A 24,426-nucleotide genomic window follows, 5' to 3' on the forward strand; every position below is an offset into this window, starting at 1 on the left:
CACCCATTGGAGCGTCTTGAGCTGCTGCTGGGCCGCCTGCAGTTCGTCGGAAGCACCGGGCCGCGGCTCGGTGGCGCCTTCGGAACCTTCACCGGCCAGCTTCTCCACCTTCTTGCCGAGCATGCCGGAGTACAGGGTCACCGCAGCGCCGGCCAGGGTCACCACGGTTTTGATGGCCGTGTCCCGGGCCACGCCGTCCTGCTGGGCAATGCGCTCCTTGTTCTCCCAGGCGATGGCCAGGTCCGCCACAAGGTGGGAGGCAAAGGCTGCCGTCTGGATCGGCGCCCATTTCATCCAGCCGGCGCTGGAGAGCCGGGTCCGCTCAGTGGGGTCCTTGGCTTCCGCCGCTGCACCATTCAGGCCGATGGCACCCATCAGGGAGCCACCGAACCAGGCTGCTGCCGTCAGGTCGTGTACTGACCGGGCAATGAGATTTCCTGCCATGATGTGCATTCCTTACGTTGAACTGGTTCCGGGATGCCGCTGCTGCGGACTTCGCTTTCCGTGTCCCATCGAGGTCATGGTCCGCCTATCGTAAGCACACTTACTAATGTTACGAAAGCCCGTCTTACGGGCACCGGACCGCGTAATATCGTGGCCATGGGAATGACAGGGACATTGTTCGGCTGGGCCTTCGGGGACCCGGCCCGGGAAGACGACAGCACATATGTGGACGGGCTTCAGCGCGAGGCGCTGCGGAACGCCCGGGAGACGGCGCAGGCCAAGGGCGTAGCTGCTGTGGCAGGCTCGGAGGTCTTTACCGTGCTGAGCGGACACGATTCCCTCGTGGAGCTGGACAACGCCCCCGGCCAGCTGGTGGTGCGCTGCACCGTCCACGTCGAAGGACCCGGCGCGGAGAAGCTGCGTGCCGAAGGACCCATGAACGGCTGACCGATGTCGGACCGGGACTCAACCCTCAGCCAGGCCGCGGACGCCGTCGAGGAAGCCTCGAACCACAAGGTCCTGGACGTCCTGGCGCGCCTGGGGTTCGCCGTGATGGCGATGCTCCACGTCATTATTGGAGCAATCGCCGTGGCCGTCGCCTTCGGGCAGCCGGGTGAGGCGGAGCCCACAGGAGCCATCGAGCAGCTTGCTGCCAATCCATGGGGTCCGGCGGTCATGTGGGCCTGCGTGGCAGCGTGCGGCGGCCTGTCCCTGTGGCAGGCCAGCGAAGCCACCCTCAGGATGCGGGGCCGGCCACGGAAAGAGCGTGTTTCAAAACTGATCTCCTCCGGCTTCCTGGCCATTGCCTACGGCAGCGTGGGGCTCAGCTTCGCCGGCTTTGCCTTGGGGCTGCGGGGGGACTCGAGTGAGAGCACCCGGGATTTCAGTGCTTCCCTGATGGCCAACCCGCTGGGCTTGTGGGTGCTGGTGGCCCTGGGCCTGACGATTATCGGGATCGGCATCTACTTCGTGTTCAAAGGCGCCCGGCGCGGCTTCAAGGAGGAGCTCTTCTATTTCGATGGAACGCGGCGCGGCCGGCTGATCGACACCTTGGGCGTCACGGGCCACATCGCCAAGGGCATCGCCCTGAACCTCACGGGACTCCTGTTCGTCATTGCCGCCGCCAAGCACCGCCCCGAGGAATCCACCGGGCTGGACGGCAGCCTGAAGGCCCTGCGCGACCATCCCTTCGGACCGTCCCTGCTGGTTGCAATCGGGGCCGGCTTCATCGCCTACGGGATTTTTGCCTTGATCCGCTCGCGGTTCGGCCGGATGTAATTCCTCCGGGATTCGGGGTACGAAGGAAACATGACCCAGCACCTGACGACGGACCAAACAGCCGACGACGGCGCCAGCAGCCGGGGCGCGGAACGCACCTTGCGTGCCTTCACAGCGGGAGGGCCTGCGGCTGGCACCGGGCAGAGGGACCCACATGGGGAACCCGCGGATGCCGCCCCGGCGATCTCCGGAACGGCCGGACGTGCTTTCGAGGGTCTGTTCCGGGTGCTCAAGCTGGCCAGGCCGGACCGCCCCATCCATCCGAAGGGGCTGGGCCTGGCCGGGGAGCTGACGCGGACCGGCAACCCCCACGAAGCGAGTGGCCTGGAGTGGCTGGATTCGCCGGGCACGGACGCAGTGGAGGCCAGGTTCTCGCGGTCAGTGGGCCTGCCGCAGGCACTGCCGGACGTCCTGGGGCTCGCGCTGCGCGTCACGCCGGCTGCCGGCACCCCTGGCACCGGCGGTCCTGCGGACGTTCTCTTCTCCTCCACCGGCTGGCGGATTCCCGGACGCTACCTGCTCCTTCCGCGGCTCGACGTCGACGGCGCCACCATGACCACCCTCATGCCCTACCGCGGCAGGAATGGGCCCGTTCTGCTGGGACTGCGGACGGTCAGTTTGCCGCCGGGATCGCTGTCCTCCGGGGAATGGGTGCTCGGGCTGTACTGGGCCAGGCCGCTGGGACGGTGGCGGCAGTGCGGCGAGCTGGTGCTTCACGCGGGGTCTCCGCCCGGTGACACGCCGCTGCGCTTCAACCCACTGGAGAACCAGCCGCCCGGGGCGCAGACTTATGCCTGGACGCGCCGCCTGCGGGAGCGCTCCTACCGGACGGCGCAGCGGCCGGCGCCTGCCGCCGTCGGACGTTCTGCCCTTAACCAGGCCCGCACCGTAGAGAGAAGGAAGACCATGTCCACCGTGTCCCAGCTGTTCAACTCCCCCGCAGCCGACGTGTGGCGCGTCCTCTCCGACGGCTGGCTGTATTCCGGCTGGGTGGTGGGAGCCTCCAGGATCCGGGCTGTGGACGATTCGTGGCCCCAGGCCGGTGCCCGGCTGCACCACTCCGTCGGCGCCTGGCCGTTGGTGATCAACGACAGCACCAAGGTGGTGAACGCCGAGCCGGGCCGGTTGCTGGAACTTGTGGCGCGTGGCTGGCCGATGGGTGAGGCCAAGGTGGTGATCACCCTTGAGGACCGGGGCACCCAGTGCCAGGTGACCATCGTCGAAGACGCCATCAAGGGTCCCGGCAAGCTCATGCCCAAGTTCCTCCGGGACGCCATGATCGGCGTGCGGAACCGGGAAACGCTCAAGCGGCTGGAGCTGATGGCGGCAGGCGGCGCCGGAAAGTAGCGCCGTCGGGTTAAAACAACAACGCGAGGTCGCTTCCTGCCCAATGAACCGCGTTCATCGGGCGGAAAGCGACCTCGCGTTGCTTGTGGTGTCTTAGACCTGCGCGGCCACGCCGTCGCGGGAGATGGCCACCATGTCTTCGCGCGGCACAACCTTGATGCGCTCACGCTTGACCTCGACGCCGTGCGAGCCGCCGGCCTCCGTGGCAGCTGCACCGAGGGCGAGCTCGTGCGCGTCCAGGGCAAGCCAGCCTTCCCAGCTGGTGAACTTCACGCCGCGGCCGTCCAGGAGTTCGACGACGGCGTCCGCCTCGGGAACGCTGGCCACCGGAAGGTTTTCGCGGTCTTCCAGCAGGTAGGTCACGGTTTCCAGGGCGTCGCCCTTGGTGTGGCCGATCAGGCCGACGGGTCCGCGCTTGATCCAGCCCGTGGCGTAGATGCCCGGCACGTGGGTGCCGGACGCGTCCAGGACGCGGCCGCCGTCGTTCGGGATGACGCCCTTCGTGTGGTCGAACTCGATCTCCGGCAGGGCGGAACCGAAGTAGCCGATTGCACGGTAGACGGCCTGGACCGGGTAGTCCACGAACTCGCCGGTGCCGCGGGCATTGCCCGTGCCGTCCAGCTCTGTGCGCTCGAACTTGATGCCGGCAACCTTGCCCGGCGTCTCGGCGTCGTCATAAATCTCCACCGGGCTGTGCAGGAAGTGCAGGTGCAGGCGGCGCGAAGCCTTGAGCTCGGAGAGGTCCTCGGGCTGCTCGGCGATCCAGTTGGTGAGCGTGCCCACCATGGTCTTGGTCTGGTTGTTGGTCTGGATCTGGCGGTCGGATTCCTCGTCGAACTCGAAGTCCTCCGGGTACAGGATGATGTCCACATCCTTGGAGTGGGACAGCTCGCGCAGCTCCAGCGGGGTGAACTTGACCTGGGCCGGGCCGCGGCGGCCGAAGACGTGCACGTCGGTGACGGGCGAGGCCTTCAGGCCGGCGTAGACGTTGTCCGGGATTTCGGAGACCAGGAGGTCGTCGGCGTGCTTGGACAGGACGCGGGCCACGTCCAGGGCCACGTTGCCGTTGCCGATGACGGCGATTTCCTTGGCCTCGAGGGGCCATTCGCGGGGAACGTCGGGGTGGCCGTCGTACCAGGAGACGAAGTCGGCGCCGCCGTAGGAGCCGTCCAGCTCGATGCCGGGGATGTTCAGGTCCGCGTCCTTGATGGCGCCGGTGGCGAAGATGACGGCGTCGTAGTGGGTGCGGAGGTCCTCGATGGTGAGGTCGGTGCCGTAGTCCACGTTGCCGAAGAAGCGGATGTCGCCGCGGTCCAGGACCTTGTGCAGGGCGTTGACGATGCCCTTGATGCGGGGGTGGTCCGGGGCAACGCCGTAGCGGATCAGGCCGTAGGGTGCCGGGTAGCGGTCAAAGAGGTCGATGCTCACGGTCAGCTCGCCGCTCTTGACGGCTTCGCTCTTGGTGAGGATGTCGGCGGCGTAGACGCCGGCCGGGCCGGAGCCCACGACGGCGACGCGCAGCGGACGTTCGGCAGAACCTACGGTAGTGCTTGATGACACGGCTGTGTTCCTTTTGTTCGTTCCGGCCCAACCAAGTAGCACTAACTGTCGTTTTGACGGCTCATAACGACACTTGGCGCTACCCGGTTGGGTTGGTGGGCTAGGTGGTGAGGACTCGGGGCTTGTTCGGGGTGGTGGTGCTGTAGTCGGCGGTTCGGAAGTGCGACGGCGCGAACGGGCTCACGCGCACAACGTCACCGATGACAATGACTGCGGGATTTGCGACGCCGGCGGCCTCGGCCTGGTCCGCAATGGAACCGAGCGTGCCGATGGTGACGCGCTGGTCCGGCAAGTAGCCGTTTTCAACAATACCAACCGGAGTGTCAGCGGGCAGGCCGGCTTTGCCGAGGGCGGACGCGGATTCGCGGAGTTGGCCCACGCCCATGAGCAGGATGATCGTGTGGTCTGCGCGGGCCGGAACCTCAGACAGTTCCTCGTGGCCGGTGACCACGCTGAAGCCTTTGGCCAGTCCGCGGTGCGTGACCGGAATGCCGGCTGCTGCGGGAACGGAAATCGCGGAGGTGACGCCGGAAACCACTTCAACCTCGACGCCGTGCTGCCGGCAGTGTTCGGCTTCCTCGCCGCCGCGGCCCAGGACGTAGGGGTCGCCGCCCTTGAGCCGGACCACGCGGTGGCCGGCGAGGGCTTCTTCGACCAGGATGCAGTTGATCTCGGCCTGCGGCACGGGGTGGTGGCCGGGGGTCTTGCCGACCTCGATCACGCGGACGTCTGGGGCCAGTTCGTTGAGGAGTTCACGCGGACCCAGGCGGTCCGCTACCACGACGTCAGCCTGGCCCAGCAGTCGACGGCCGCGGACGGTGATGAGGCCGGTGTCACCGGGGCCTCCACCAACCAGGGCAACTGATCCCCGGTGGGCGCGGCGGCGGCGCAGCGGAAGGTCACCGGTTTCCAGGGCGGTGGCGACGGCGTCGCGCACGGCCATGGCACGGCGGGGGTCTCCCCCGGCGTTGACGGCGATCTTGACGTCGTCAACTTCGGCGACGGCGGGCGTCCAGGCTGCGGAGGCTTCATGGTCGGAGGCGTTGACGCACCAGACACGCTGCGCCTCGGCGTCGGCCGAAACCTGCGCGTCCACGGCGGCATCACCGGTGGCGGTCTGGACGAACCAGACACCGTCGACGTCGGACGGACGGTAGGTGCGCGGCTCCCAGGTGAGAAGGCCGGCGTCGGCCAGTTCCCGGAGCGCGGGAGAGGCAACGGGAGCCACGGCGGTGACCCGTGCACCGGCGTCGAGCAGCCCCTTGGCGCGGCGTGCAGCAACGGGGCCGCCGCCCACCACCAGCACAGGGCGGCCGAGGAGGCGCAGCGCCGTGGGGTAGATATCCTGAATTGCCATGAATCAACGGTAGGGCCGCGTCACAATCGCCCACAAAGGCCGAGCAACACCAGTTCACGTAAGGTAATGCTGCGTCACAAAGGATGCTTCAGGCTTGGCCGGCAAGGAACCGGCCCCTGTGGACGATGAGCTTCTCCAGGTAGCCGGCCAGCACCAGCCGCTCTGCCAGCCGTCCCAGGAACCCGAACGGGGCCGTGAACTCCACCCGGTCCGTCATGGCGCTGCCGGTGGCGGTCGCTTCGAATTCGTGGATGTGGCGGAAGCTCTTGAAGGGGCCGCGGACCTGCTCGTCCGTGAAGCTGCTTGGGAAGTCCATGTGGGTGATGCGGTTCGTCATGGTCAGGGGAATCCCGAAGTGCCTCGCCCGCCACGTCACCTCCTGGCCCTCTTCGATCAGCCCGGACGTCACACCAGCCACCGCCCGCTCCCCCGCTTCCTGCTGCGAGTTCACGTGTACGTCGATGCTGCGGGCCAGGTCGAAGAGGCGTTCCGGAGGCAGCGCTGATTCAGTGCGGCACACGAAGCTGACGGTCATCCGGCCAGTCTGTCACGGGACCCAGGGACCCGCCGTCGTGGGGCACATTGGCGGTCCACAGTGCCGGACCGGCCATAAGACGCGGCGTGTCCGTGTCACAGTGCCCCACGACGGCGGCGGGCAAAAGCACAAGCAAACAGCAAAGCCCGACGGCGGGAGGTCGCCGTCGGGCCTTGCAAGGGTGGTGTAAGGGCTAGCGGGTGCTGCCGGAGAGAAGGCCGCGGCTGCGCAGCAGGCGCTTCTCGATGGGGCCGAACACCAGCAGTTCAATCAGGATGCCGACAGCCAGGATCAGCAGGATTGCCGACATCACCACGGTCATGTCGGACAGGATGCGGCCCTGGTCCAGCAGCGAGCCCAGGCCGAAGCCGATGGTGCCACCCACGGCGATGATTTCCGCGGCCATGAGTGAGCGCCAGGAGAAGGCCCAGCCCTGCTTGAGGCCGCCCAGGTACCCGGGAAGCGCGGCCGGGAGGATGACCTGGAGCGCCATCTGCAGCCGGGAAGCGCCCAGGACGGTCCCCACGCGCCGGTACTGCGGCGGGATCTGGTCCACACCTGAGATCAGCCCGTTGATGATGGACGGGATGGCGCCCATGAACACCACGAAGTACACGGTGGCGTCGGTGAGGCCGAACCAGATGATGGCCGCGGGGACCCATGCCACGGAAGGCAGGACCTGCAGGCCGGAGATCAGCGGGCCGAAGGCGCGGCGCAGCGGTGCAACCTGTGCCAGCAGCAGGCCGATGGGTGTGGCGATGGCCACCGAGATCAGGAAGCCAACCAGTCCGCGCTGCATGGACGTCCACAGGGCTTCCTGGAGTTTGCCCTCGTTCCACAGGACGCCCATCTGGCCCACAACATCCAGCGGGCCGGGTACCAGGTCGCGGCGCTTGACGCCCAGGGAGACGTAGAACTGCCAGACCAGGATCAGGACAGCCAGAGCGGCGATCGGCAGGAGGATCCGGCTCCACTCGATGCGGTGCTTGCGGTCGGCATCGGACTGCAGGGAGTCCAGCCCGGACTCGAGTTCCCGCAGGTCCTCTTTCCCGGTGGAAGTCCTCGTCAAAGCGGCATGGACGTGCCGGGTCTCGGATGGTTCGGACGGGGCTTCAGCGAGCGGAGTGTGGTTACTTGGCATGGCGGCGAATCTCCTCCCGCAGCCGGGCGGTGATGACCCCGGTCAGCTGGCCGGCAAGCCCGGCGTCGGTTCGGTGTTCCTCGGTGACGGCCCATTCCTGGACCACGCGGCCGGGCCGGGAGGACAGCAGCAGCACGCGCTGGCCCAGCCGGACGGCTTCACGGACGTTGTGGGTCACAAAAACGATGGTGCGGCCGGTTTCCTTCCAGATTCGCTCCAGCTCGTCGTGCAGGAGGTCGCGGGTGATGGCGTCCAGCGCGGCGAACGGCTCGTCCATGAGCAGCAGCTGCCGGTCCTGCGAGAGCGACCGGGCCAGGGACACGCGCTGCCGCATGCCGCCGGACAGCTCATGCGGGCGCTTGTCCCCGGCGGATCCCAGGTGCACGAGCTCCAGGAGCTCCTGCGCCTTGATCCGCCGCTCGGCCTTGCCCACGCCGCGCAGCTTCAGGGCCAGCTCGATGTTTTCCCGGGCGGTGAGCCACGGGAAGAGAGCCGCGTCCTGGAACATAAAGGCGGCACCGTCGCTGGGCACTTCCAGGGCGCCCGACGTCGGCGCCTCCAGCCCCGCGATGATGTTCAGCAGGGTTGATTTGCCGCAGCCGGACGCACCGAGGAGGGCAACGAACTCGCCCTGCGCGATGGTGGCGTTGACGTCGTCCAGCACCGGGGCGCCGTCGCCGAAGCGCTTGCCCAGGTTTTCCAGTACGACTGGCATGGTGCCGTCCTTAGGTAGTGGGGTGGATCAGTCCTGGCCGAGGCCAGCTGCTGAAATCTTGGTGGTGCTGCCCGCAGCGGCGGTGACCTCGTTGAGTGCGCGGAGGTCGAAGAGCCCGTTGATGTCGGCCTGCTTGGTGGTGCCCGCCTCGACGCCGTCGTGAAGCAGGCGCGGGTAGCCTCCGGCCAGCGGGTCAAGGGTGAAGGTGATGTTGGCCAGTGAACGTTCCAGCACATCCGGGGCCAGGGCTGCGCCGGCCGATTCCTGAAGGGCGGAGTTGATGACGCCGGCCTTCAGGTCCGCGGGTGCCTCGTTGAGCCAGGCGACCGACTTGGCGTGGCCGGCCAGGAGCGCCTTGACCGTCTCAGGGTGTTCGGCGGCGAATTTCTGGTTCACGATCAGGATGGTGGTGGGGAACTCGCCGGGCTTGCCCGTTCCGGTTCCGTCCCACAGGTCCTTTTCGTCCACCAGTACCTTGGCTCCGGCCTGGAGCACCAGCCGGGACGCCCACGGCTCAGGCAACCAGGCGCCGTCGAGCTTTCCGTCCTGGAAAAGCTTCAAGGACTGGGCGTTTTCGGTGGGGTTTATGGCGACGTCGCCGCTGCCGTCAACGTTGGTCTTGTAGCCCTGGTCTGCCAGCCACGCGCGCAGGGCAACGTCCTGGGTTCCGCCCAGTTGCGGGGACGCGATGGTCCTGCCCTTGAGGTCCGCGGCGGAGTTGATGCCGGGCTTAACCACCAGTTGGGCACCGCCAGCGGCAGCGCCGGCGATGACCGTGACGGACTCACCCTGGCTCTTGACAAACGAGTTGATGGCCGGGTTGGGGCCAATGTAGGCGGCATCGATGGCGCCGGCATTGAGCGCCTCGATGGCAGCGGGTCCGGCGTTGAATGTCTCGGTGCTGAGGGTGGTGTTTCCCAGCGATTCGGCCAGGAAGCCCTCTTTGACGCCCACCAGAGCGGGGGCATGCGTGACGTTGCCGAAGTACCCCAGCTTGAGCTCCGCGGCGGGAGTGGGGGCCACGGCCTGGGCCTCAGTGTTACGGGAAACAGTGGAGGCCACAACAGCTCCCACCACAATCAGGAGGACCAGCCCGACCGCCAGGGCAGCCTCGATGGCACGCTTGCGCTTGGGTGCTGCGCTTTCGCCTGCCACGATGCGGATCATCCCGGGCTTGGAACTAGTCATTGTTTCACCATAGGGAGTGACATAAACCCGTTCAATGAAGCCTAAACGGGGGGTCACGCAGGTTCATCTAGCGTCACATTCGGCGGCGTGGGTGCGCTTTGTTTTCCGCAGGCTTTAGGTAGATTTGTAGCCTGCCGGCGGGTATGACGTCACCTGGGGGATGCTGATGAAGACTGCTGTTACTGGCACCGTAAGGAACTATTGGCTGGTCCTGGCCGGCATGTTAGGGCTGACCGTGGGAGTGGTGGCAACGGCATCATGGCCGTGGCCGGTGATTACGGGTGCCGCTTTGATTGTCGTCGCTGTCCTGTACGGCACTGGATACCGCCAGCTTAGCCGGGACATCCGCGGCAGGTTTGCTGGGGCCGGCCCGGGCGCGGGCGTCATCGGGAGCATCTTCGGGGCCGCCGCGGTACTCCTCCGTGGCACGCCGGCCGCCCTCTGGGCGGGACCGCTCCTGGGCGTGGCCGCCTTTGTGGGGATGTCCCTTTACCTCACCCGTTATGGGTCCTTCTCTTCGAAAACCGGCGAAGCCGCATCCGAGTCCAGCTAGTTGCCTTTGACGTTGACCAACTGGCGCAGCTTGTGCCGGACGGTCACCAGATCGGCCGCGTCCTGCATCACCTGGTCGATCGGTTTGTACGCGGCGGGAATTTCGTCGATGAATGCCTCCGACGCACGGAACTCAATCCCGCGCATGGCCCGCTTCAGCTCCTCGAGCGAAAAAGTCTTTCGGGCCGCGTTGCGTGAGTATTCGCGTCCCGCCCCGTGCGGTGAGGAGTTCAGCGACTCCGGGTTGCCGAGTCCTTCCACCACATACGACGCCGTCCCCATCGATCCGGGGATCAGTCCGGGATCGCCGCGCTCGGCTTTGATGGCGCCCTTCCGCGACACCCACAAGGACTTGCCGTAGTGCGTCTCCTGCTGGGTGAAGTTGTGGTGGCAGTTGATCCGTTCGCGTTCCTGCACAGGCCCACCCACCCAGCGGCTGAACTGGGCGCTCACCCGGTCCATCATCTCCTCGCGGTTCAGCAGCGCGAAGTGCTGGGCCCACCGCAGCTCGGCGATATACCGGTCGAACTGCGGCGTCCCCTCGTCGAGGTAGGCGAGGTCCGGGTCGGGCAGGTAAACCTGGTCCTTCCGCGCGACGTGCCGGGCGAGGCCGATGTGGTGCTGTGCGATCTTATTGCCGATGCCGCGCGATCCGGAATGCAGGAACAGCCAGACGTTGTCGTTCTCATCCGCGCAGACTTCGATGAAGTGGTTGCCCGAGCCCAGGGATCCCAGCTGCAGTTCCCATTTGGCCACGTATTGGGCGGGATCGAACCCGGCCTTCGCTGCCAGCGCCTTCAGTTCGGCGATCCGGGGTTCGGCGGTGGGCAGGACCTTCTTGTTGTTATGGCCTGCGGACAGCGGAATGACCCGTTCGATGTCCTCCCGGATCCGCTTCCTGTCCGCCGGCAGGTCCTTCAGTGTGTACTGAGTCCGCACGGCGATCATGCCGCAGCCGATGTCCACACCCACCGCGGCCGGAATGATCGCCCGCAAGGTTGGAATGACTGAACCCACGGTGGCGCCCTTGCCCAGGTGCGCGTCCGGCATCAGTGCCAGGTGCGGGTAGATGAACGGCAACTCGGCAGTCATCACGGCCTGTTTCCGGGTCTGGTCATCCAGGATGGACGCCCAGTTGAGAAGCTTGCTGTTGATGGTTTCCATGCTCTGCCTCCCACTGCGCCGCCGAGGACTAACGTAAGTCCTAGGCTAAACCCGGCATCCCCTGAAGGAGACGCAATTATGGTGAACGTCCAGACCGAGATCCTCATCAATCGGCCGCGCGCGGAGGTGGCGGCGTATGCGGCCAACCCGGACAACGCGCCGAAGTGGTACGTCAATATCCATAAATCCCAGCGGCTGACTGACGGCCCAACCGGTACAGGCTCCAGGGTGGCGTTCACCGCACAGTTTCTGGGCCGGGAGCTGAAGTACACCTACGAATTCGTGGAATACGTTCCCGGCGAAAAGCTGGTGATGCGCACCGCACAGGGTCCGTTCCCGATGCAGACCACCTACACCTGGGCCGATGAAGGCGGCGGGACCCGGATGACGCTGGGCAACACCGGAAAGCCCTCGGGTTTCTCCAAGCTCGCGGGTTTGGTCATGGAGCCGATGATCCGCCGCGAGACCCGGAAGGACCTGCAGAAGCTCAAGTCGATCCTCGAAGGGCAGCAGTAGCCAGCCCCGAAAACCGCGAAATCGCCGGAATGCAACGAGGCCACCGCAATTTTGCGGCGACCTCGTTGCATTCCGGCGAACTCGGCGAAAATCAGATGCTGTAGCGCTCGTCCTCGTGGTCGCCCGGGTGGTCCTTGACCAGGCCTGCGGCGAGCGTGTTGCCGTCCAGCGGGTCGATCACCAGGAACGCGCCGGTGCGGCGGTGGTGCAGGTAGTTCTCGAGCGGCAGCGGCGCGGCGAGCCGGAGCTGCGCGTGGCCGATGTCGTTCAGTTCCAGGTTCGAGGCGGGCTCCAGCTTGAAGGACGCGAGGTCCAGCTTGCCGGACACGTTGCGGACCAGTGCCTGCACCGTGCGGGTGCCGTGCTTCACCAGCACCTTCTGGCCTTCGCGGAGCGGCTTCGGGGACAGCCAGCACAGCGCTGCATACAGGTCGGCTGACGCTTCCCGGACGGTGCCGGCAGCAGCAATGGTGTCACCGCGGGCGACGTCGAACTCCTCCGCCAGGCGGATCGCGACGGACTGCGGGGCGGCGGCTTCCTCCAGCGAGGCGCCAGCGAAATCGATGCCAACAACAGTAGTGGTGCGAGGGTCCTGGCCGGGTGTCAGCACGGAGACCTTGTCCCCCACCTTGACGGAGCCCTCGGTGATCTGGCCGGCGTACGCGCGGTAGTCGCGGTAAGCCTCCACATCCAGGCCGGCGGCCACAGCGTCGGGAGCCAGCGCGCCCTGCGGACGGATGACCAGCTGCACCGGGAAACGGAAGCTCTCAAGGTGGCTTTCCAGCTCGTCGGCGGCGGGCAGGGTCTCGAGCACCTCAAGCAGAGCCGGGCCGGTGTACCAGGGGGTCCGCTCCGAGCGCTCCACCACGTTGTCGCCGTCGAGCGCCGAAACGGGTACCACCAGCAGGTCGGCGATGCCGTCGGAGCCGAGGCCCAGCTCGCGGCCCACCTGCTGCACGTCGGCTTCGATCTCGCGGAACACGGACTCGCTGAAGTCCACCAGGTCGATCTTGTTCACGGCCACGATCACGTGCGCCACACGCAGCAGCTGCAGCACGGACAGGTGCCGGCGGGTCTGTTCCAGCACACCCTTGCGGGCGTCGATGAGTACGACGACGGCATCCGCAGTGGACGCGCCCGTCACCGTGTTCTTGGTGTACTGCACGTGCCCGGGGCAGTCGGCCAGGATGAAACTGCGGCGGTCCGTGGCGAAGTAGCGGTAGGCAACGTCGATGGTGATGCCCTGTTCGCGCTCGGCACGCAGGCCGTCGGTCAGCAGGGCCAGGTCGATGCCGCCCTTTTCGCCGCCGAAGCCGCGGTCCGCGGAGGTGCGGGCAACGGCGTCGAGCGTGTCAGCCAGGATTGCCTTGGAATCGTGAAGGAGGCGGCCCACCAAAGTGGACTTGCCGTCGTCGACCGATCCTGCGGTGGCGAAACGGAAGAGCGTAGTGGGCAGGCCTTCGGTGAGTGAGCCTGTCGAAATCTCGGAAATCGTGCTCATTAGAAATACCCGTCCTTCTTGCGGTCTTCCATGGCTGCCTCGGAGATGCGGTCATCTGCACGGGTGGCGCCACGTTCGGTGAGGGTGGAGGCAGCAACTTCAACCACGACGTCGGCCACGGTGTAGGCGTCGGACTCGACGGCGCCGGTGCAGGACATGTCGCCCACGGTGCGGTAGCGGACGGTCTTGGTGATGACTTCCTCGTGGGGCAGGGGCTGGGACACCTCGCCCACTGCGCGCCACATGCCGTCGCGGGCGAAAACCTCGCGCTCGTGGGCGTAGTACAGGCCGGGCAGCTCGATGTTCTCGCGCTCGATGTAGCGCCAGATGTCCAGCTCGGTCCAGTTGCTGATGGGGAACGCACGGACGTGCTGGCCCACGGTGTGGCGGCCGTTGTAGAGGTTCCACAGTTCGGGGCGCTGGTTGCGCGGGTCCCACTGGCCGAACTCGTCGCGGAGGCTCAGGATGCGCTCCTTGGCGCGGGCCTTGTCCTCGTCGCGGCGGCCGCCGCCGAACACTGCGTCGAACTTGTTCTGTTGGATGGCGTCCAGCAGCGGGACGGTCTGCAGCGGGTTGCGGGTGCCGTCGGCACGCTCTGCAAGCTCGCCGCGGTCGATGAACTCCTGCACGGAGCCCACCACGAGCTTCAGGCCCAGGCGCTCCACCGTGCGGTCGCGGAAGTCGATGACCTCCGGGAAGTTGTGGCCGGTGTCCACGTGCAGCACGGGGAACGGAACCTTGCCCGGCCAGAATGCCTTGGTGGCCAGGTGCAGCATCACCACGGAATCCTTGCCGCCGGAGAACAGCAGCGCGGGCTTCTCGAACTCGGCAACAACCTCGCGGATGATGTGGATGGCCTCGGACTCAAGGGTGTCCAGGCTGGAGAGGCGCGTGGAAACGGCGGCTTCAGTCACCTGGGTGGTCTCCTCGGTTAGGGAAGTGCTCATACGTGTAGTCCGCATTCTGTCTTGTCGGTCCCTGCCCAGCGGCCGGCGCGGGGGTCGTCGCCCGGCGCCACCTTCCGGGTGCAGGGCTGGCAGCCAATGGAGGGGTAACCCTGGGAAAGCAGCGGGTTGACGGGCAGGAGGTTGTCGTCCGAGTACTGGACCAGCTGGTCGAAGGTCCACGCGGCCACCGGGTTCACCTTGACCAGGCCGTTGGCCTCATCCCAGGTGACCAGCGGGGTGTTGGTGCGCGTGGGTGCCTCGTCGCGGCGGACACCGGTGAACCAGAGTTCGTAGCCGGACAGGGTGCGGCGCAGCGGGGCCACCTTCCGGAGGGCGCAGCACTGGGCGGCGTCGCGGGCGAAGAGGTCCTTGCCCAGGAGGCGGTCCTGCTGTTCCACGGTGTTCTCGGGGAGCACGTCCACCACGTTGACGCGGAGGTTTGCGGCCACCTCGTCACGCGTGGCGTAGGTTTCCGGGAAGTGGTAGCCGGTCTCCAGGAACAGGACGTCGACGCCGGGCATCTGGTCCGCGACCAGGGCCGGCAGGACGGCGTCGGCCATGGAGCAGGCGACGGCGACGGCGGGCAGGTCGAAGTTGCGCTCTACCCAGGCGATGACGTCGCGGGCTGGCGCGTCCCAGCCGAGCTCGGCGGCGCCGGCTTCGGCCAGGCCCTTCAGCTCTTCCTTGCTGCGGAGTTTGAGGGTTTCGGCATTCTTGGTTTCGACAAGCTCAACCACCGTCGCCTTTGCCTCAGCCGGCTCAACCACAGGGTCTACTCCGAGTGCGTGCTTGCTCATTACTGCAGTGCCTCCTCGTCTGCTGCGTGGGCCCATTCGGCGAAGGTCTGGCCCTCGGCGCGCTGGGCAACGAAGGTGCGGACAACGCGCTCAACGTAGTCCGGCAGGTCGTCCACGTACACCTTCAGGCCGCGGACGGTACGTCCCAGGCCGGCCTCTTCGCGGCTGCTGGAAGCCAGCCCGCCGCCCAGGTGGACCTGGAAGCCCGGGGAGGGGTCGCCGTCGGGCGTGGGAAGCATCATGCCCTTAAGCCCGATGTCCGCCGTCTGGATGCGGGCGCAGGAGTTGGGGCAGCCGTTGATGTGCAGGGACAGCGCGTGCGGCAGCTCGCCGGACTCGGCGAGGTCGGCCAGGCGGCGCTCAAGTTCGGCAACGGCCGTGGCGGCGGTGTGCTTGGTCTCCACGATGGCCAGCTTGCAGTACTCGATGCCGGTGCAGGCGATGGTGCCGCGGCGGAACACGGACGGGCGGGCGGACAGGCCCAGCGCGTCGAGCTCGGCCACCAGCGGCTCCACGTGGTCCTTCTCGACGTCCAGGACAACCAGCTTCTGGTGCGGGGTGGTGCGCAGGCGGTAGGAGCCGCGGGCCTCGAGGGTGTCCGCGAGCTTGACCAGGGCAGCCCCTGACAGGCGGCCGGCCACCGGCGTGGCGCCGATGAAGAACTTGCCGTCCTTCTGCTCGTGCACGCCCACATGGTCGCCGGGCGTGGTGGGCTTGGGCGCCGCGGGGCCGTCGGCCAGCTTGTAGCCCAGGTATTCGTCCTCCAGGATCTGGCGGAACTTCTCCGGGCCCCAGTCAGCCATCAGGAACTTCAGGCGGGCCTTGGTGCGCATGCGGCGGTAGCCGTAGTCGCGGAAGATGCTGGTGACGCCGAGCCACACGTCCGCTGCCTGCTCCGGCGTCACGAAGGCGCCAAGGCGCTTGCCGAGCATCGGGTTGGTGGACAGCGCGCCGCCGGCCCAGAGGTCGTAGCCGATTCCCAGCTCGGGGTGGCGCACGCCTACCAGGGCGAAGTCGTTGATCTCGTGGACCACGTCCTGGCTGGGGTGCCCGGTGATGGCGGTCTTGTACTTGCGGGGCAGGTTGGACAGCAGCGGGTTGCCGATGAACCGCTCCCCCAGCTCGGCGATCAGCGGGGTGGGGTCGATGATCTCGTCCTTGGCGATGCCGGCCACGGGCGAGCCCAGGATCACGCGGGGAACGTCGCCGCAGGCCTCGGTGGTGGACAGGCCAACACCTTCCAGGCGGTTCCAGATTTCGGGGATGTCCTCCACGCGGATCCAGTGCAGCTGGATGTTCTGGCGGTCCGTGAGGTCGGCGGAGTCCCGGGCGAAGTCCACGGAGATCTGGCCGATGACGCGCAGCTGCTCGGTGGTGAGCGCGCCGCCGTCGATCCTCACACGGAGCATGAAGTACTTGTCTTCGAGCTCGTGCGGCTCAAGGGTTGCGGTCTTGCCGCCGTCGATCCCCTGCTTGCGCTGGGTGTACAGGCCCCACCAGCGGAACCGGCCGTGCAGGTCCTGGCCCGGGATGGCGTCGAAGCCTTCCTTGGCGTAGATGGTTTCGATACGCTCGCGCACGTTAAGGCCGTCGTCTTCCTGTTTCCAGGTTTCGTTGGCGTTCAGGGGCGTCTTGCCGTCCACTTTCCACTGCCCGTGCGGCTTTGCAGCGGGACGGGCAGGGCGGGCGGGGCGCTTAGGGGCAGCGGAGTCCGCGGACGCTCCGGCTAGAGCTGTATCAGTCATGCATCGACTGTAGGTCCCGCCCGAATTGCGTCACAAAGGCCCGGAAACGCTAAGTCACCTAGGGAAATATTTCGTCACGAAACGCCGGACGGCCTTGAAGAAGCCTTCCTGCTGTGCATCAGACGGGCGGTCCGCGGCGGCTTCGGCCGGGCCCTTAACCTTCGGTTTCGCGGGCAGCGCAGCCCGCGCTGCTGCGGCAGCTTCCCGGGCCTTCGCGACGGCGGCGTCGTACCGTTCCAACGCAATCTCGGCGAGCACCGGGGACGGCAGCAGCGGCTCGGTGATGAGGTCGGCGCCCGCCTTGGCGAGCTGGTCGTGGAAGAAGCCCGGCGCCAGGAGGTATGAGGCAATCACGACGCGCCCGCCGACGTCGACCGCTCCCGCGGACTCCCCCGCGCCGGCACCGCCTTCCAGTTCCTCCCGAAGCATCGCGACGGCGTCGGGCACGGAAGGCTTGGCGGAGGCACCATAGGCGGCCACCATCCGGTTCGACCGCAGCTCCCGCAGCTGGCCCAGCAGCTCCTCCACGCTGAGCGCGGCGTTGGGGTTGGACGAACCGGCAGCGGCCAGCACGATCACGTCGTTGTCCGTAACCCCGGCTTCGTGCAGCCGCTGGTCAAGCAGCGCCGCCAGGCGGGGATCCGGGCCCAGCGGTGCGGCTGCCGCGCTGCCCGGGCGGCTCTTGACTGCCCGCGCGATGTCCACCTTCACGTGGTAGCCCACGCTCAGCAGCAGCGGCACGACGACGGCGGACTCCCCCTCCGGCAGGCCCGCCACCACGTCCACCAGGTCGGGCTGCTGGACGTCCACGTACGCTTCCCGGACGTCGAGGCCGGGGCGGAGGGCGGCGATGCCGGCGCGCAGGGCGTTGACCTCGGCGGCTCCCTGTGTGTTGGACGTCCCATGGGCGCAGGCGATCATGATGGGGCTGTTCATAGGGGCTAGCGTAACGTTGGAGCCGCCCTGTCCGCCCTCTTTGAATTGCCGGGACGCTCCATGACATTCCCTTTTGACATCGCCCTGGTATGGCTGGACCTGGCCGGCATCTTTTTCTTTGCCGTCTCGGGATCCCTGCTGGCGGCACGCAAGCGGTTCGACATCCTGGGCTCGCTCCTGTTGGCCTCGCTGGTGTCCCTGGGCGGGGGAGTAATCCGCGACATCATCCTCAACACCGTTCCGGCCGCGTTCACCAACCCTGCCTACCTGGTGCCGCCGCTGCTGGCAACCGTGCTGGTGTATTTCCTGTACTCCAGCGTCCAGCGTTTTACCTCGCTTTTGGTCCTGTTCGACGCCGGCGGGCTGGCACTGTTCTGCATCACCGGCACCCTGAAGGCGATTTCGTTGGGAATGAACCCGCTTGCGGCAGTCCTGCTGGGCGTCACTACTGCGGTGGGCGGCGGGCTGCTGCGCGATATCACTGCCAACGAGGTGCCGCAGCTGTTTGATGCCGGGGATCTGTATGCGCTGCCGGCCTTCAGCGGGGCCACCCTGACCTCCGTGCTGTGGGTGACGGGTTCATTCAATGCCGTCACTGCGTGCCTGGTTGCGGCTGTTGTTTTTGCCTTCCGGGTGGTGGCGTGGCGCCGGTCCTGGTACGTGCCGCTGGCGGTCCAGGGGTGGCACCGGCCGGGCCCTGACGGCGGCGAAGCGAGGGTCCGCAATTAGCTAGGATATGAGCATGACTGACATGTTCCTCGAGAAGTTCCGCTCGCTTGTTCCGAAGTATCTCGAGGATGAATGGCAGGAAGAGGACGGGCTGTCCGAAGAGGAGCTGGACAAGGCCCTGGCCGAGCACCAGTTCCAGATCCCCCTGGTCCTCCGCGAGTTCTACCTCGCCCTGGGTGGCTGCGAGGACCTGATGGAGGCCTACCACTACTTCTGGGACCCCGAAGAGCTCGAGGTGGACGACGAAGGTTTCCTCATGTTCCTCGAGGACGAGGAAGAGCAGTTCACCTGGGGCTTCCGTGTGGGCGACCTCGGCATCCCGGACCCCATCGTGTACCGCCGCAACAACGCCCGCGGCCAGTGGAAGTCCGAAGAAGGCACCTTCTCCGAGTTCGTGTTCGACATGTTCGAGTGGGCCTTCGAGGACGACGAAGAAGACTAGGGCTCCTCTGCTTCGGCCCTCCGGCCTTGCTGGGGCACTCCGCCGGGTTTCCCCAGCTTTGGAGGAGCACGACGGCGTGTCCCCCGGTTTTGCAGGCATGTCTCCGGTCTTCCGGGGCAAACCTGGAGAATCTCAGCGCACCACCCTGCCGCGCAGAACCTGCCACACTTCATCAATGATCTTTTGCGGGTTGTAAACCACGTCCGCATAGCCGTATCGGAGCACCGCGTAGCCAGTGAGCGTGCTCGCGTTGTTCCTTACCCTGTCTTTTTTCACCTGCCGCGGTTCCAGGTGGCTGCCTCCGTCTATCTCGACAATGAGGAATCCTTCCAGGAGGAAGTCCACGAACCCGATCCCCGGCAGCTCAACTTGGGTCTCCGTGTGGATTCCTTCGCTGCGGAAGAGTAGTCGGGCAACCACCTCGATGGCCGAGTCCGCTGTGCCATCCACCAGGTCCAGCACACTCCTGGCGCTGCCGTTCCGGTTACCGGGCAACCTTTCCCGCAGGTAGCCCAGGGTTGTTACGCCCTGCCGCACCGCGCTTTCAACGATGACGGCTGCTTCCACAGCCGGAAGGCAGCGCAAGCTGTGGATCAGGACATCGGTGGTACTTGCGATGGGTTTCAGCCGATCGGGAGACGGCACCAAGGACTCCCGGTGAACTACGGCATCGCGGGGACCGCCGTGTCTGCAGAGCAGGTGAAGTGTCCGTGGCTCGTGCAGCAGCCAAAGCTGCCGATGGCCGGCAGCCGACGCGCACGTCAACAGGCCGTTGCCGAGCACGGCGCCCATCAGGTCCGAGGGAGCACCTGGCAGTGCAACCACTCCATGCCGCAGACGAAGAATTTCGCCGCCCGCCACCGCCTTCCGGACATCCCGGTCTTTGAATCCTGCCCGCAGGAGGGTGGATGTCCGAGCCACGGAGCCTGCCTGAAGGAGGAAATGGAAGAGGTCCATGAGGCCAGCAGACCCAATCTCGGGCGGCCGCGGCAGGGCGGTTGGGCCGTATGTGGACAAGGTGGTGCTGAGATTCCCCGGCTATGGCATGGTGCATCGGCGTGTCATGAGGACTCGCCGGGCCCGCAGAGCATCCTGGGCCTAAAGATGGGGAAATTCGGCGCGGAAAGTTTTTGACACGGACAGTAACAAGGGACTTGCGTCTTGTGACAAAGCTGTCATAGACTGTTTCCGGATCCGCTAAACGCCTCCGGCGGGTCTGATGCGAACGGAGAGATAGCCCCGGTTCACAGCAACATATGACTCGTATTGTTGTTGCGGACCGGGGCTATCCCGTTTATCAGGCGCCCCGGCGAACGGGACGGCGGCGCCGCACATGGAGAAGCCCGGCGCCTGGGGGGAGCCGGGCTTCGACATATCCAGAGAAAGCTAGCTGGCGCGGTCCACCACAGCCAGGGCGAAGTTGGACAGCGAATCCTTGACCACGCCTTCGGGCAACGGGGCCAACGCGGCAATCGCTTCATTGGCCCAGCGGCGCGCAACCACCCAGGATTCTGCAGTGACGGGGTGCTCGCGCAGGCCGGCAACAGCCTCGGCCAATGCCTCATCGGAGGTCAGGTCGCCGTCGATCAGCCGGAGAAGTTCGACGGCGGACTGGTCACCGTCCGCGGCAGCCTTGCGCAGGAGCAGCACCGGCAGGGTGGGCACCCCTTCGCGCAGGTCGGTTCCCGGCGACTTGCCGGACTTCACCTTAACGCCGGTAACGTCGATGACGTCGTCCGCGAGCTGGAAGGCAACCCCCACCTTCTCGCCGTACTCCACGAGCACATTTTCGAATTCGGGATCAGCCCCGGCGAAGATGGCGCCCAGCTGGCCGGAAGCGGCCACCAGCGATCCGGTCTTGTCGGCGATCACGGAGAGGTAGTGCGCCACCGGATCCTCGTCCGGGCGCGGCCCGACGGTTTCGTGCAGCTGGCCCAGGCACAGGCGCTCGAAGGTGCGGGCCTGGATGCCCAGCGCCCGGGAGCCGAGCTCGGACACCAGGATGGAGGCGCGGGCAAAGATGAGGTCGCCGGTGAGGACGGCTACGGAGTTTCCCCACACTTCGTGGGCCGTGGGGGCGCCGCGGCGGAACGGGGCGGAGTCCATCACGTCGTCGTGGTACAGGGTTGCCAGGTGCGTCAGTTCAACCACGACGGCGGCCTGCACCACTGCGGGCAAGGATGCGTCGCCGAGGTGGGCGCAGAGCAGGGTGAGCAGCGGCCGGATCCGCTTGCCGCCGGCTTCCACCAGGTGACGCGACGTTGCGTCAGCCAGGGGATCCGAGTTGGCGATGGCTTCGCGGAGCTTCTTCTCCACCTTGGCCAGGTTGTTGGTGATGGCCGGGCCCAGTTCAGCGTCCTCGGCAATGGCGGCAAAACCCGCGGGCAGCTGGAGGCCGGTGGCGATGGCGCTGGTGTTGAGCGAAGGTTCAGCGGCCGTCATGCCGTGTCCGGCGTGGGTCCAGCTGTGGTCTGCGGGGTTGGTCACGGGTTAACCCTAACTTTTTGTTGCGGATACCGCTGGTTCGAAGCAGACGGGGTATTGGATGTGGCCGGAACCAGCGATTCCAGGACACGGATCATCCGGTCCTCGACGCCCTTCGCCGACGGGTCGGTGAGGTTGGCCAGAAGCCGCACCACAAACCGCATCAGCACCGGGATGGGCATGCCCGTACGCAGCGCGAGCTTCATGACGGCGGGCTTGCCGATCAGCGCGGCGAACGCGCGGCCCAGGGTGAAATGCGATCCCCACTGCTGGCGCACATAGTCCGCGTACCTGCCAAGGTGCGCGTCGGCGTCGTACGTTCCGCCCGAAGAAGCCGAGCGTGAGGAGGCATCGATAATGAACTCGGCGGCGAAACGCGCGGATTCCATCGCGTAGGAGATGCCCTCGCCGTTGAACGGGGAGACCATGCCGCCGGCGTCGCCCAGGAGGAGCAGGCCGGGTGAATAGTGCGGGGTGCGGTTGAAGCCCATGGGCAGGGCGGCGCCGCGGATTTCGCCTACCTGGTTTTCGGGTGTGAAGCCCCAGTCCGCGGGCATGCCTGCGGTCCATTCGCGCAGGACCTGCTTGTAGTCGAGCTTGCCGAATTCCTTGGAGGAGTTCAGGATGCCCAGGCCCACATTGGAGGTGCCGTCGCCCACACCGAACACCCAGCCGTAGCCGGGCAGCAGCTTGCCGTCGCGTCCGGGGAGCTCCAGCCAGCCTTCCATCCAGTCGTCGTCGGTGCGCGGGCTGGTGAAGTAGGTGCGTACGGCCACGCCGAGGGGACGGTCGTCGCGTTTCTGGATGCCGAGGGACACGGCAGTGCGCGTGGAGTTGCCGTCCGCGGCGAGGACGACGTCGGCGCTGAACTCGCGCGTCTCCCCCGTCTTGCGTCCGGACTCGTCCAGGAGCGCTGCGCGGACGCCGGTCACGCGGCCGCTTTCGCTGGAGAGGGCGTCGGTAACGCTGTGCCGCTCAAGGATGGTGGCTCCGGCTGCCTGGGCGTGCCGGGCCAGTTCCTCGTCGAAGCCCAGGCGGGTGCGGATCAGGCCGTACTGCGGGAAGTCGGAGACCTCGGGCCAGGGCAGTTCGATGGTGCGGCCCCCGGCAATCAGGCGCAGGCCCTTGTTGCGGCGCCAGCCGTCGTTTTCCGAGTGCGGCAAGCCGAGCTTCTGGATTTCCCTGACGGCGCGGGGCGTGAGCCCGTCACCGCAGACCTTTTCCCGAGGGAAGCTGGTCTTTTCCAGGACCGTGACCTCGATGCCGGCCTTGGCAAGGTAGTACGCGGCGGTGGATCCAGCCGGACCCGCGCCGACAATCAGTACCCTCACAGGTCAGCGGGTGATGTTGCGGCGCAGCTTGGCCACCGGACCTTTGCGCGCAGCGATGGCGGCAGCGCCATTATCGGGCGTCGATTCCGGAGCCTTGAACGCACGGTGCACCGCCACGATGCCGCCGGTGAGGTTGCGGTAGGTGACGTTTTCCCAGCCCGTTTCCTGCAGCCATGAGGCCAGGTGGTCCTGGTCCGGCCAGGCGCGGATGGACTCGGCGAGGTAGACGTAGGCGTCCGGGTTGGAGGCGACCTTGACGGCGATGGCCGGCAGGGCGCGCATGAGGTATTCGGTGTACATGGTGCGCCAGAGCGGAACCACGGGCTGGGAGAACTCGGCAATGACCAGGCGGCCGCCGGGCTTGGTGACGCGGAGCATCTCCTGCAGCGCCTTCTTGGGCTCGTTAACGTTCCGCAGGCCGAAGGAAATGGTGGTGGCGTCAAACGTGTTGTCCGCGAACGGCAGGTTGGTGGCGTCACCGGCGATGAAGTCGATGTCCGGGCGGCGGCGCTTGCCGACCTTGAGCATTCCGAGGGAAAAGTCGCAGGCCACCACATCTATGCCTGCATCGGCATATGGTTCGCTGGACGTGCCGGTACCGGCGGCCAGGTCCAGGACCCGCTGGCCCTTTGAGACCTCCATGGCTTCCACCACAACCTTGCGCCAGCGGCGGGTCTGCCCCATCGAGAGGACATCATTGACGACGTCGTATTTCGGTGCGACGTCGTCAAACATCGTGGCTACTTCGTCCGGACGCTTATCCAAGGATGCTCGGTTCACCATGTCATTGTCTCAAATGTTCGGCAGCGTCCGGACCACCGGGCGTTTGACTCACGGCTGCCGCAGGAATGCCCTAACATCCTCCGCCACCAGGTCAGGGCACTCCCACAGGACAAGGTGGCCGGCGTCCGGGTAGATCTTCAGTTCCGCGCCCGGGATGCGTGCCGCCAGCTCTGTCTGGTCCGTCCGGGGCAGCAGCGTGTCCTGCCCGCCGTGCAGGATCAACGCGGGCACGTTGATCGTTCCCGCTTCGGTGGGCGGGATGGCTTCGTAGAGGCCTCGCAGCGCGTCCTTCCAGACGTACGCCGGCATCATCAGGCCGTCTCGGACGCGGTCCTCAAGAAACCACTGCGGGACGGGCCTGTACAGGGGGAACCACTCGAGGGACTCCCGCACCCACGCCTCGTCCATCGGATCCGCCAGGGCATCGACGTCGTCCGCGAACGGCGGGCGGCCGGCAAGGCTGAGGGGCGAACCCACAAATACCAGCGCATCCATGCGGCCCGGCTGGTCCACCGCCAACTGCTGGGCCACATAACCACCACTCGAGGAGCCGAGCACGGCTGCCCATTCCAGTCCCAAGGCATCGAGGATGGCCACCACGTCCCCGGCCTGGTCACGCAGCGAGTAGCCCTGGCGTGGCTTGTCGGCCTCACCATGTCCGCGGAGGTCCGGAGCGGCGATGCGGAACCCCGGCAGCAGCGGGACCAGGCGGTCAAAGGACCTGCGCGATTCACCCCAGGCATGCAGGAGGAGCAGCGGCCTGGCCGTGGGATCGCCCTGGATCAGGCAGGGGACGGTGATACCGGTGCTGAGCGTGAGCCTGCGGACTTCCGCGTCCATAGCTGAAGGGTACGCCCGCCAGCGAAAGAGGGCACGGGAGCGGACCACGCTTAAAGGTACTTGGCTTCGCAAGTACCTTTAAGTACTTTCGGGT

Annotated in this window: 26 protein-coding genes; 8 read left to right on the forward strand and 18 right to left on the reverse strand. The window is 66.6% G+C overall.

The annotated features are described in order from the left end of the window. Positions 1–444, reverse strand: a 444-nt coding sequence (locus P2Q66_RS04830) for a hypothetical protein (RefSeq protein WP_275726063.1), incomplete at its 3' end; no start/stop codon positions are given. Between the two features lie 156 nt (positions 445–600). Here P2Q66_RS04830 and P2Q66_RS04835 point away from each other — a divergent pair. From P2Q66_RS04835 to P2Q66_RS04845, 3 genes are read left to right on the forward strand one after another with little or no spacing between them, the layout of a single operon-like run. Continuing rightward, positions 601–891, forward strand: a complete 291-nt coding sequence (locus P2Q66_RS04835; RefSeq protein WP_115526458.1) for a hypothetical protein — start codon at positions 601–603, stop codon at positions 889–891. A 3-nt stretch (positions 892–894) separates the two neighbouring features. Continuing rightward, positions 895–1,722: a DUF1206 domain-containing protein gene (locus P2Q66_RS04840; RefSeq protein WP_275726064.1), complete on the forward strand. Its 828-nt coding sequence runs from the start codon at positions 895–897 to the stop codon at positions 1,720–1,722. 30 nt (positions 1,723–1,752) lie between these two features. Beyond that, on the forward strand, positions 1,753–3,069 hold the full coding sequence (locus P2Q66_RS04845; protein WP_275726065.1) for an SRPBCC family protein: 1,317 nt from the start codon (positions 1,753–1,755) through the stop codon (positions 3,067–3,069). Positions 3,070–3,162: 93 nt separating this feature from the next. Here the strand turns inward: P2Q66_RS04845 and P2Q66_RS04850 are convergent, their stop codons facing one another. The 6 genes from P2Q66_RS04850 to P2Q66_RS04875 form a co-directional block, all read right to left on the reverse strand. Next, positions 3,163–4,629, reverse strand: coding sequence for an FAD-dependent oxidoreductase (locus P2Q66_RS04850; RefSeq protein ID WP_275726066.1), 1,467 nt, complete (start codon positions 4,627–4,629; stop codon positions 3,163–3,165). Positions 4,630–4,729: 100 nt separating this feature from the next. Next, a complete protein-coding gene (cobA, locus tag P2Q66_RS04855) occupies positions 4,730–5,986 on the reverse strand; it encodes a uroporphyrinogen-III C-methyltransferase (RefSeq protein ID WP_275726067.1) in 1,257 nt (418 codons plus the stop codon). An 88-nt stretch (positions 5,987–6,074) separates the two neighbouring features. Next, entirely contained in the window at positions 6,075–6,521 is a 447-nt protein-coding gene (locus tag P2Q66_RS04860; RefSeq protein WP_275726068.1) for an SRPBCC family protein, read from the reverse strand. Positions 6,522–6,714: 193 nt separating this feature from the next. Continuing rightward, positions 6,715–7,662 (reverse strand): ABC transporter permease, encoded by a 948-nt coding sequence (locus tag P2Q66_RS04865; RefSeq protein ID WP_275726069.1) that lies wholly within the window; start codon positions 7,660–7,662, stop codon positions 6,715–6,717. Next, on the reverse strand, positions 7,652–8,377 hold the full coding sequence (locus P2Q66_RS04870; RefSeq protein ID WP_079596541.1) for an ABC transporter ATP-binding protein: 726 nt from the start codon (positions 8,375–8,377) through the stop codon (positions 7,652–7,654). Before P2Q66_RS04870 ends, P2Q66_RS04865 begins: the two co-directional genes overlap by 11 nt. A 27-nt stretch (positions 8,378–8,404) precedes the next feature. Further along, on the reverse strand, positions 8,405–9,544 hold the full coding sequence (locus P2Q66_RS04875) for an ABC transporter substrate-binding protein (RefSeq protein WP_275726125.1): 1,140 nt from the start codon (positions 9,542–9,544) through the stop codon (positions 8,405–8,407). A gap of 187 nt (positions 9,545–9,731) precedes the next feature. On the opposite strand from P2Q66_RS04875, the gene P2Q66_RS04880 reads away from it, so the two are divergent. Then, positions 9,732–10,118 (forward strand): hypothetical protein, encoded by a 387-nt coding sequence (locus tag P2Q66_RS04880; protein WP_275726072.1) that lies wholly within the window; start codon positions 9,732–9,734, stop codon positions 10,116–10,118. Here the strand turns inward: P2Q66_RS04880 and P2Q66_RS04885 are convergent. Continuing rightward, complete coding sequence (locus tag P2Q66_RS04885; protein ID WP_275726073.1) at positions 10,115–11,281, reverse strand: RtcB family protein; 1,167 nt, start codon at positions 11,279–11,281, stop codon at positions 10,115–10,117. The genes P2Q66_RS04880 and P2Q66_RS04885 overlap by 4 nt on opposite strands. A gap of 78 nt (positions 11,282–11,359) precedes the next feature. On the opposite strand from P2Q66_RS04885, the gene P2Q66_RS04890 reads away from it, so the two are divergent. Next, entirely contained in the window at positions 11,360–11,797 is a 438-nt protein-coding gene (locus tag P2Q66_RS04890; RefSeq protein ID WP_275726074.1) for an SRPBCC family protein, read from the forward strand. Positions 11,798–11,888: 91 nt separating this feature from the next. On the opposite strand, the gene P2Q66_RS04895 is transcribed toward P2Q66_RS04890, so the two are convergent. The 5 genes from P2Q66_RS04895 to P2Q66_RS04915 are packed head-to-tail and all read right to left on the reverse strand — an operon-like array spanning position 11,889 to position 17,723. Beyond that, positions 11,889–13,298 (reverse strand): GTP-binding protein, encoded by a 1,410-nt coding sequence (locus P2Q66_RS04895; protein WP_079596536.1) that lies wholly within the window; start codon positions 13,296–13,298, stop codon positions 11,889–11,891. After that, the gene (gene cysD, locus P2Q66_RS04900) at positions 13,298–14,245 is read right to left on the reverse strand and encodes a sulfate adenylyltransferase subunit CysD (protein ID WP_115526347.1); all 948 of its coding nucleotides are present in this window, start codon (positions 14,243–14,245) and stop codon (positions 13,298–13,300) included. Before cysD ends, P2Q66_RS04895 begins: the two co-directional genes overlap by 1 nt. Beyond that, positions 14,242–15,042, reverse strand: coding sequence for a phosphoadenylyl-sulfate reductase (locus tag P2Q66_RS04905; protein WP_275726075.1), 801 nt, complete (start codon positions 15,040–15,042; stop codon positions 14,242–14,244). The genes cysD and P2Q66_RS04905 overlap by 4 nt, the downstream gene beginning before the upstream one ends. Continuing rightward, complete coding sequence (locus P2Q66_RS04910; protein WP_079596534.1) at positions 15,042–16,787, reverse strand: nitrite/sulfite reductase; 1,746 nt, start codon at positions 16,785–16,787, stop codon at positions 15,042–15,044. Before P2Q66_RS04910 ends, P2Q66_RS04905 begins: the two co-directional genes overlap by 1 nt. 54 nt (positions 16,788–16,841) lie before the next feature. Next, positions 16,842–17,723, reverse strand: a complete 882-nt coding sequence (locus P2Q66_RS04915) for a CbiX/SirB N-terminal domain-containing protein (protein ID WP_275726076.1) — start codon at positions 17,721–17,723, stop codon at positions 16,842–16,844. Positions 17,724–17,783: 60 nt separating this feature from the next. Here P2Q66_RS04915 and P2Q66_RS04920 point away from each other — a divergent pair, with 60 nt between their 5' ends. Together P2Q66_RS04920 and P2Q66_RS04925 are read left to right on the forward strand one after the other, a co-directional pair. Further along, a complete protein-coding gene (locus tag P2Q66_RS04920; protein WP_079596532.1) occupies positions 17,784–18,452 on the forward strand; it encodes a TRIC cation channel family protein in 669 nt (222 codons plus the stop codon). Positions 18,453–18,465: 13 nt separating this feature from the next. Beyond that, a complete protein-coding gene (locus tag P2Q66_RS04925) occupies positions 18,466–18,894 on the forward strand; it encodes a hypothetical protein (protein WP_079596531.1) in 429 nt (142 codons plus the stop codon). Between the two features lie 132 nt (positions 18,895–19,026). Here P2Q66_RS04925 and P2Q66_RS04930 read toward each other — a convergent pair whose 3' ends face one another. Continuing rightward, positions 19,027–19,539, reverse strand: coding sequence for a DUF559 domain-containing protein (locus tag P2Q66_RS04930; RefSeq protein WP_275726077.1), 513 nt, complete (start codon positions 19,537–19,539; stop codon positions 19,027–19,029). 12 nt (positions 19,540–19,551) lie between these two features. Here P2Q66_RS04930 and P2Q66_RS04935 point away from each other — a divergent pair, with 12 nt between their 5' ends. Continuing rightward, the gene (locus P2Q66_RS04935; protein WP_275726079.1) at positions 19,552–20,028 is read left to right on the forward strand and encodes a hypothetical protein; all 477 of its coding nucleotides are present in this window, start codon (positions 19,552–19,554) and stop codon (positions 20,026–20,028) included. A 252-nt stretch (positions 20,029–20,280) separates the two neighbouring features. Here the strand turns inward: P2Q66_RS04935 and P2Q66_RS04940 are convergent, their stop codons facing one another. The 4 genes from P2Q66_RS04940 to P2Q66_RS04955 are packed head-to-tail and all read right to left on the reverse strand — an operon-like array spanning position 20,281 to position 24,332. Then, positions 20,281–21,381, reverse strand: a complete 1,101-nt coding sequence (locus tag P2Q66_RS04940) for a polyprenyl synthetase family protein (protein WP_115526353.1) — start codon at positions 21,379–21,381, stop codon at positions 20,281–20,283. Beyond that, on the reverse strand, positions 21,378–22,709 hold the full coding sequence (locus P2Q66_RS04945) for a geranylgeranyl reductase family protein (protein ID WP_275726081.1): 1,332 nt from the start codon (positions 22,707–22,709) through the stop codon (positions 21,378–21,380). Before P2Q66_RS04945 ends, P2Q66_RS04940 begins: the two co-directional genes overlap by 4 nt. Before the next feature lie 3 nt (positions 22,710–22,712). Then, positions 22,713–23,489 carry a demethylmenaquinone methyltransferase gene (locus P2Q66_RS04950; protein ID WP_275726127.1) on the reverse strand — a complete coding sequence of 259 codons (777 nt, stop codon included), beginning with the start codon at positions 23,487–23,489 and terminating at the stop codon, positions 22,713–22,715. 51 nt (positions 23,490–23,540) lie between these two features. Then, on the reverse strand, positions 23,541–24,332 hold the full coding sequence (locus P2Q66_RS04955) for an alpha/beta hydrolase (RefSeq protein ID WP_275726082.1): 792 nt from the start codon (positions 24,330–24,332) through the stop codon (positions 23,541–23,543). Positions 24,333–24,426 lie beyond the last annotated feature (94 nt).

Source organism: Arthrobacter sp. Cr_A7 (assembly GCF_029222765.1).
Lineage (GTDB): Bacteria > Actinomycetota > Actinomycetes > Actinomycetales > Micrococcaceae > Arthrobacter.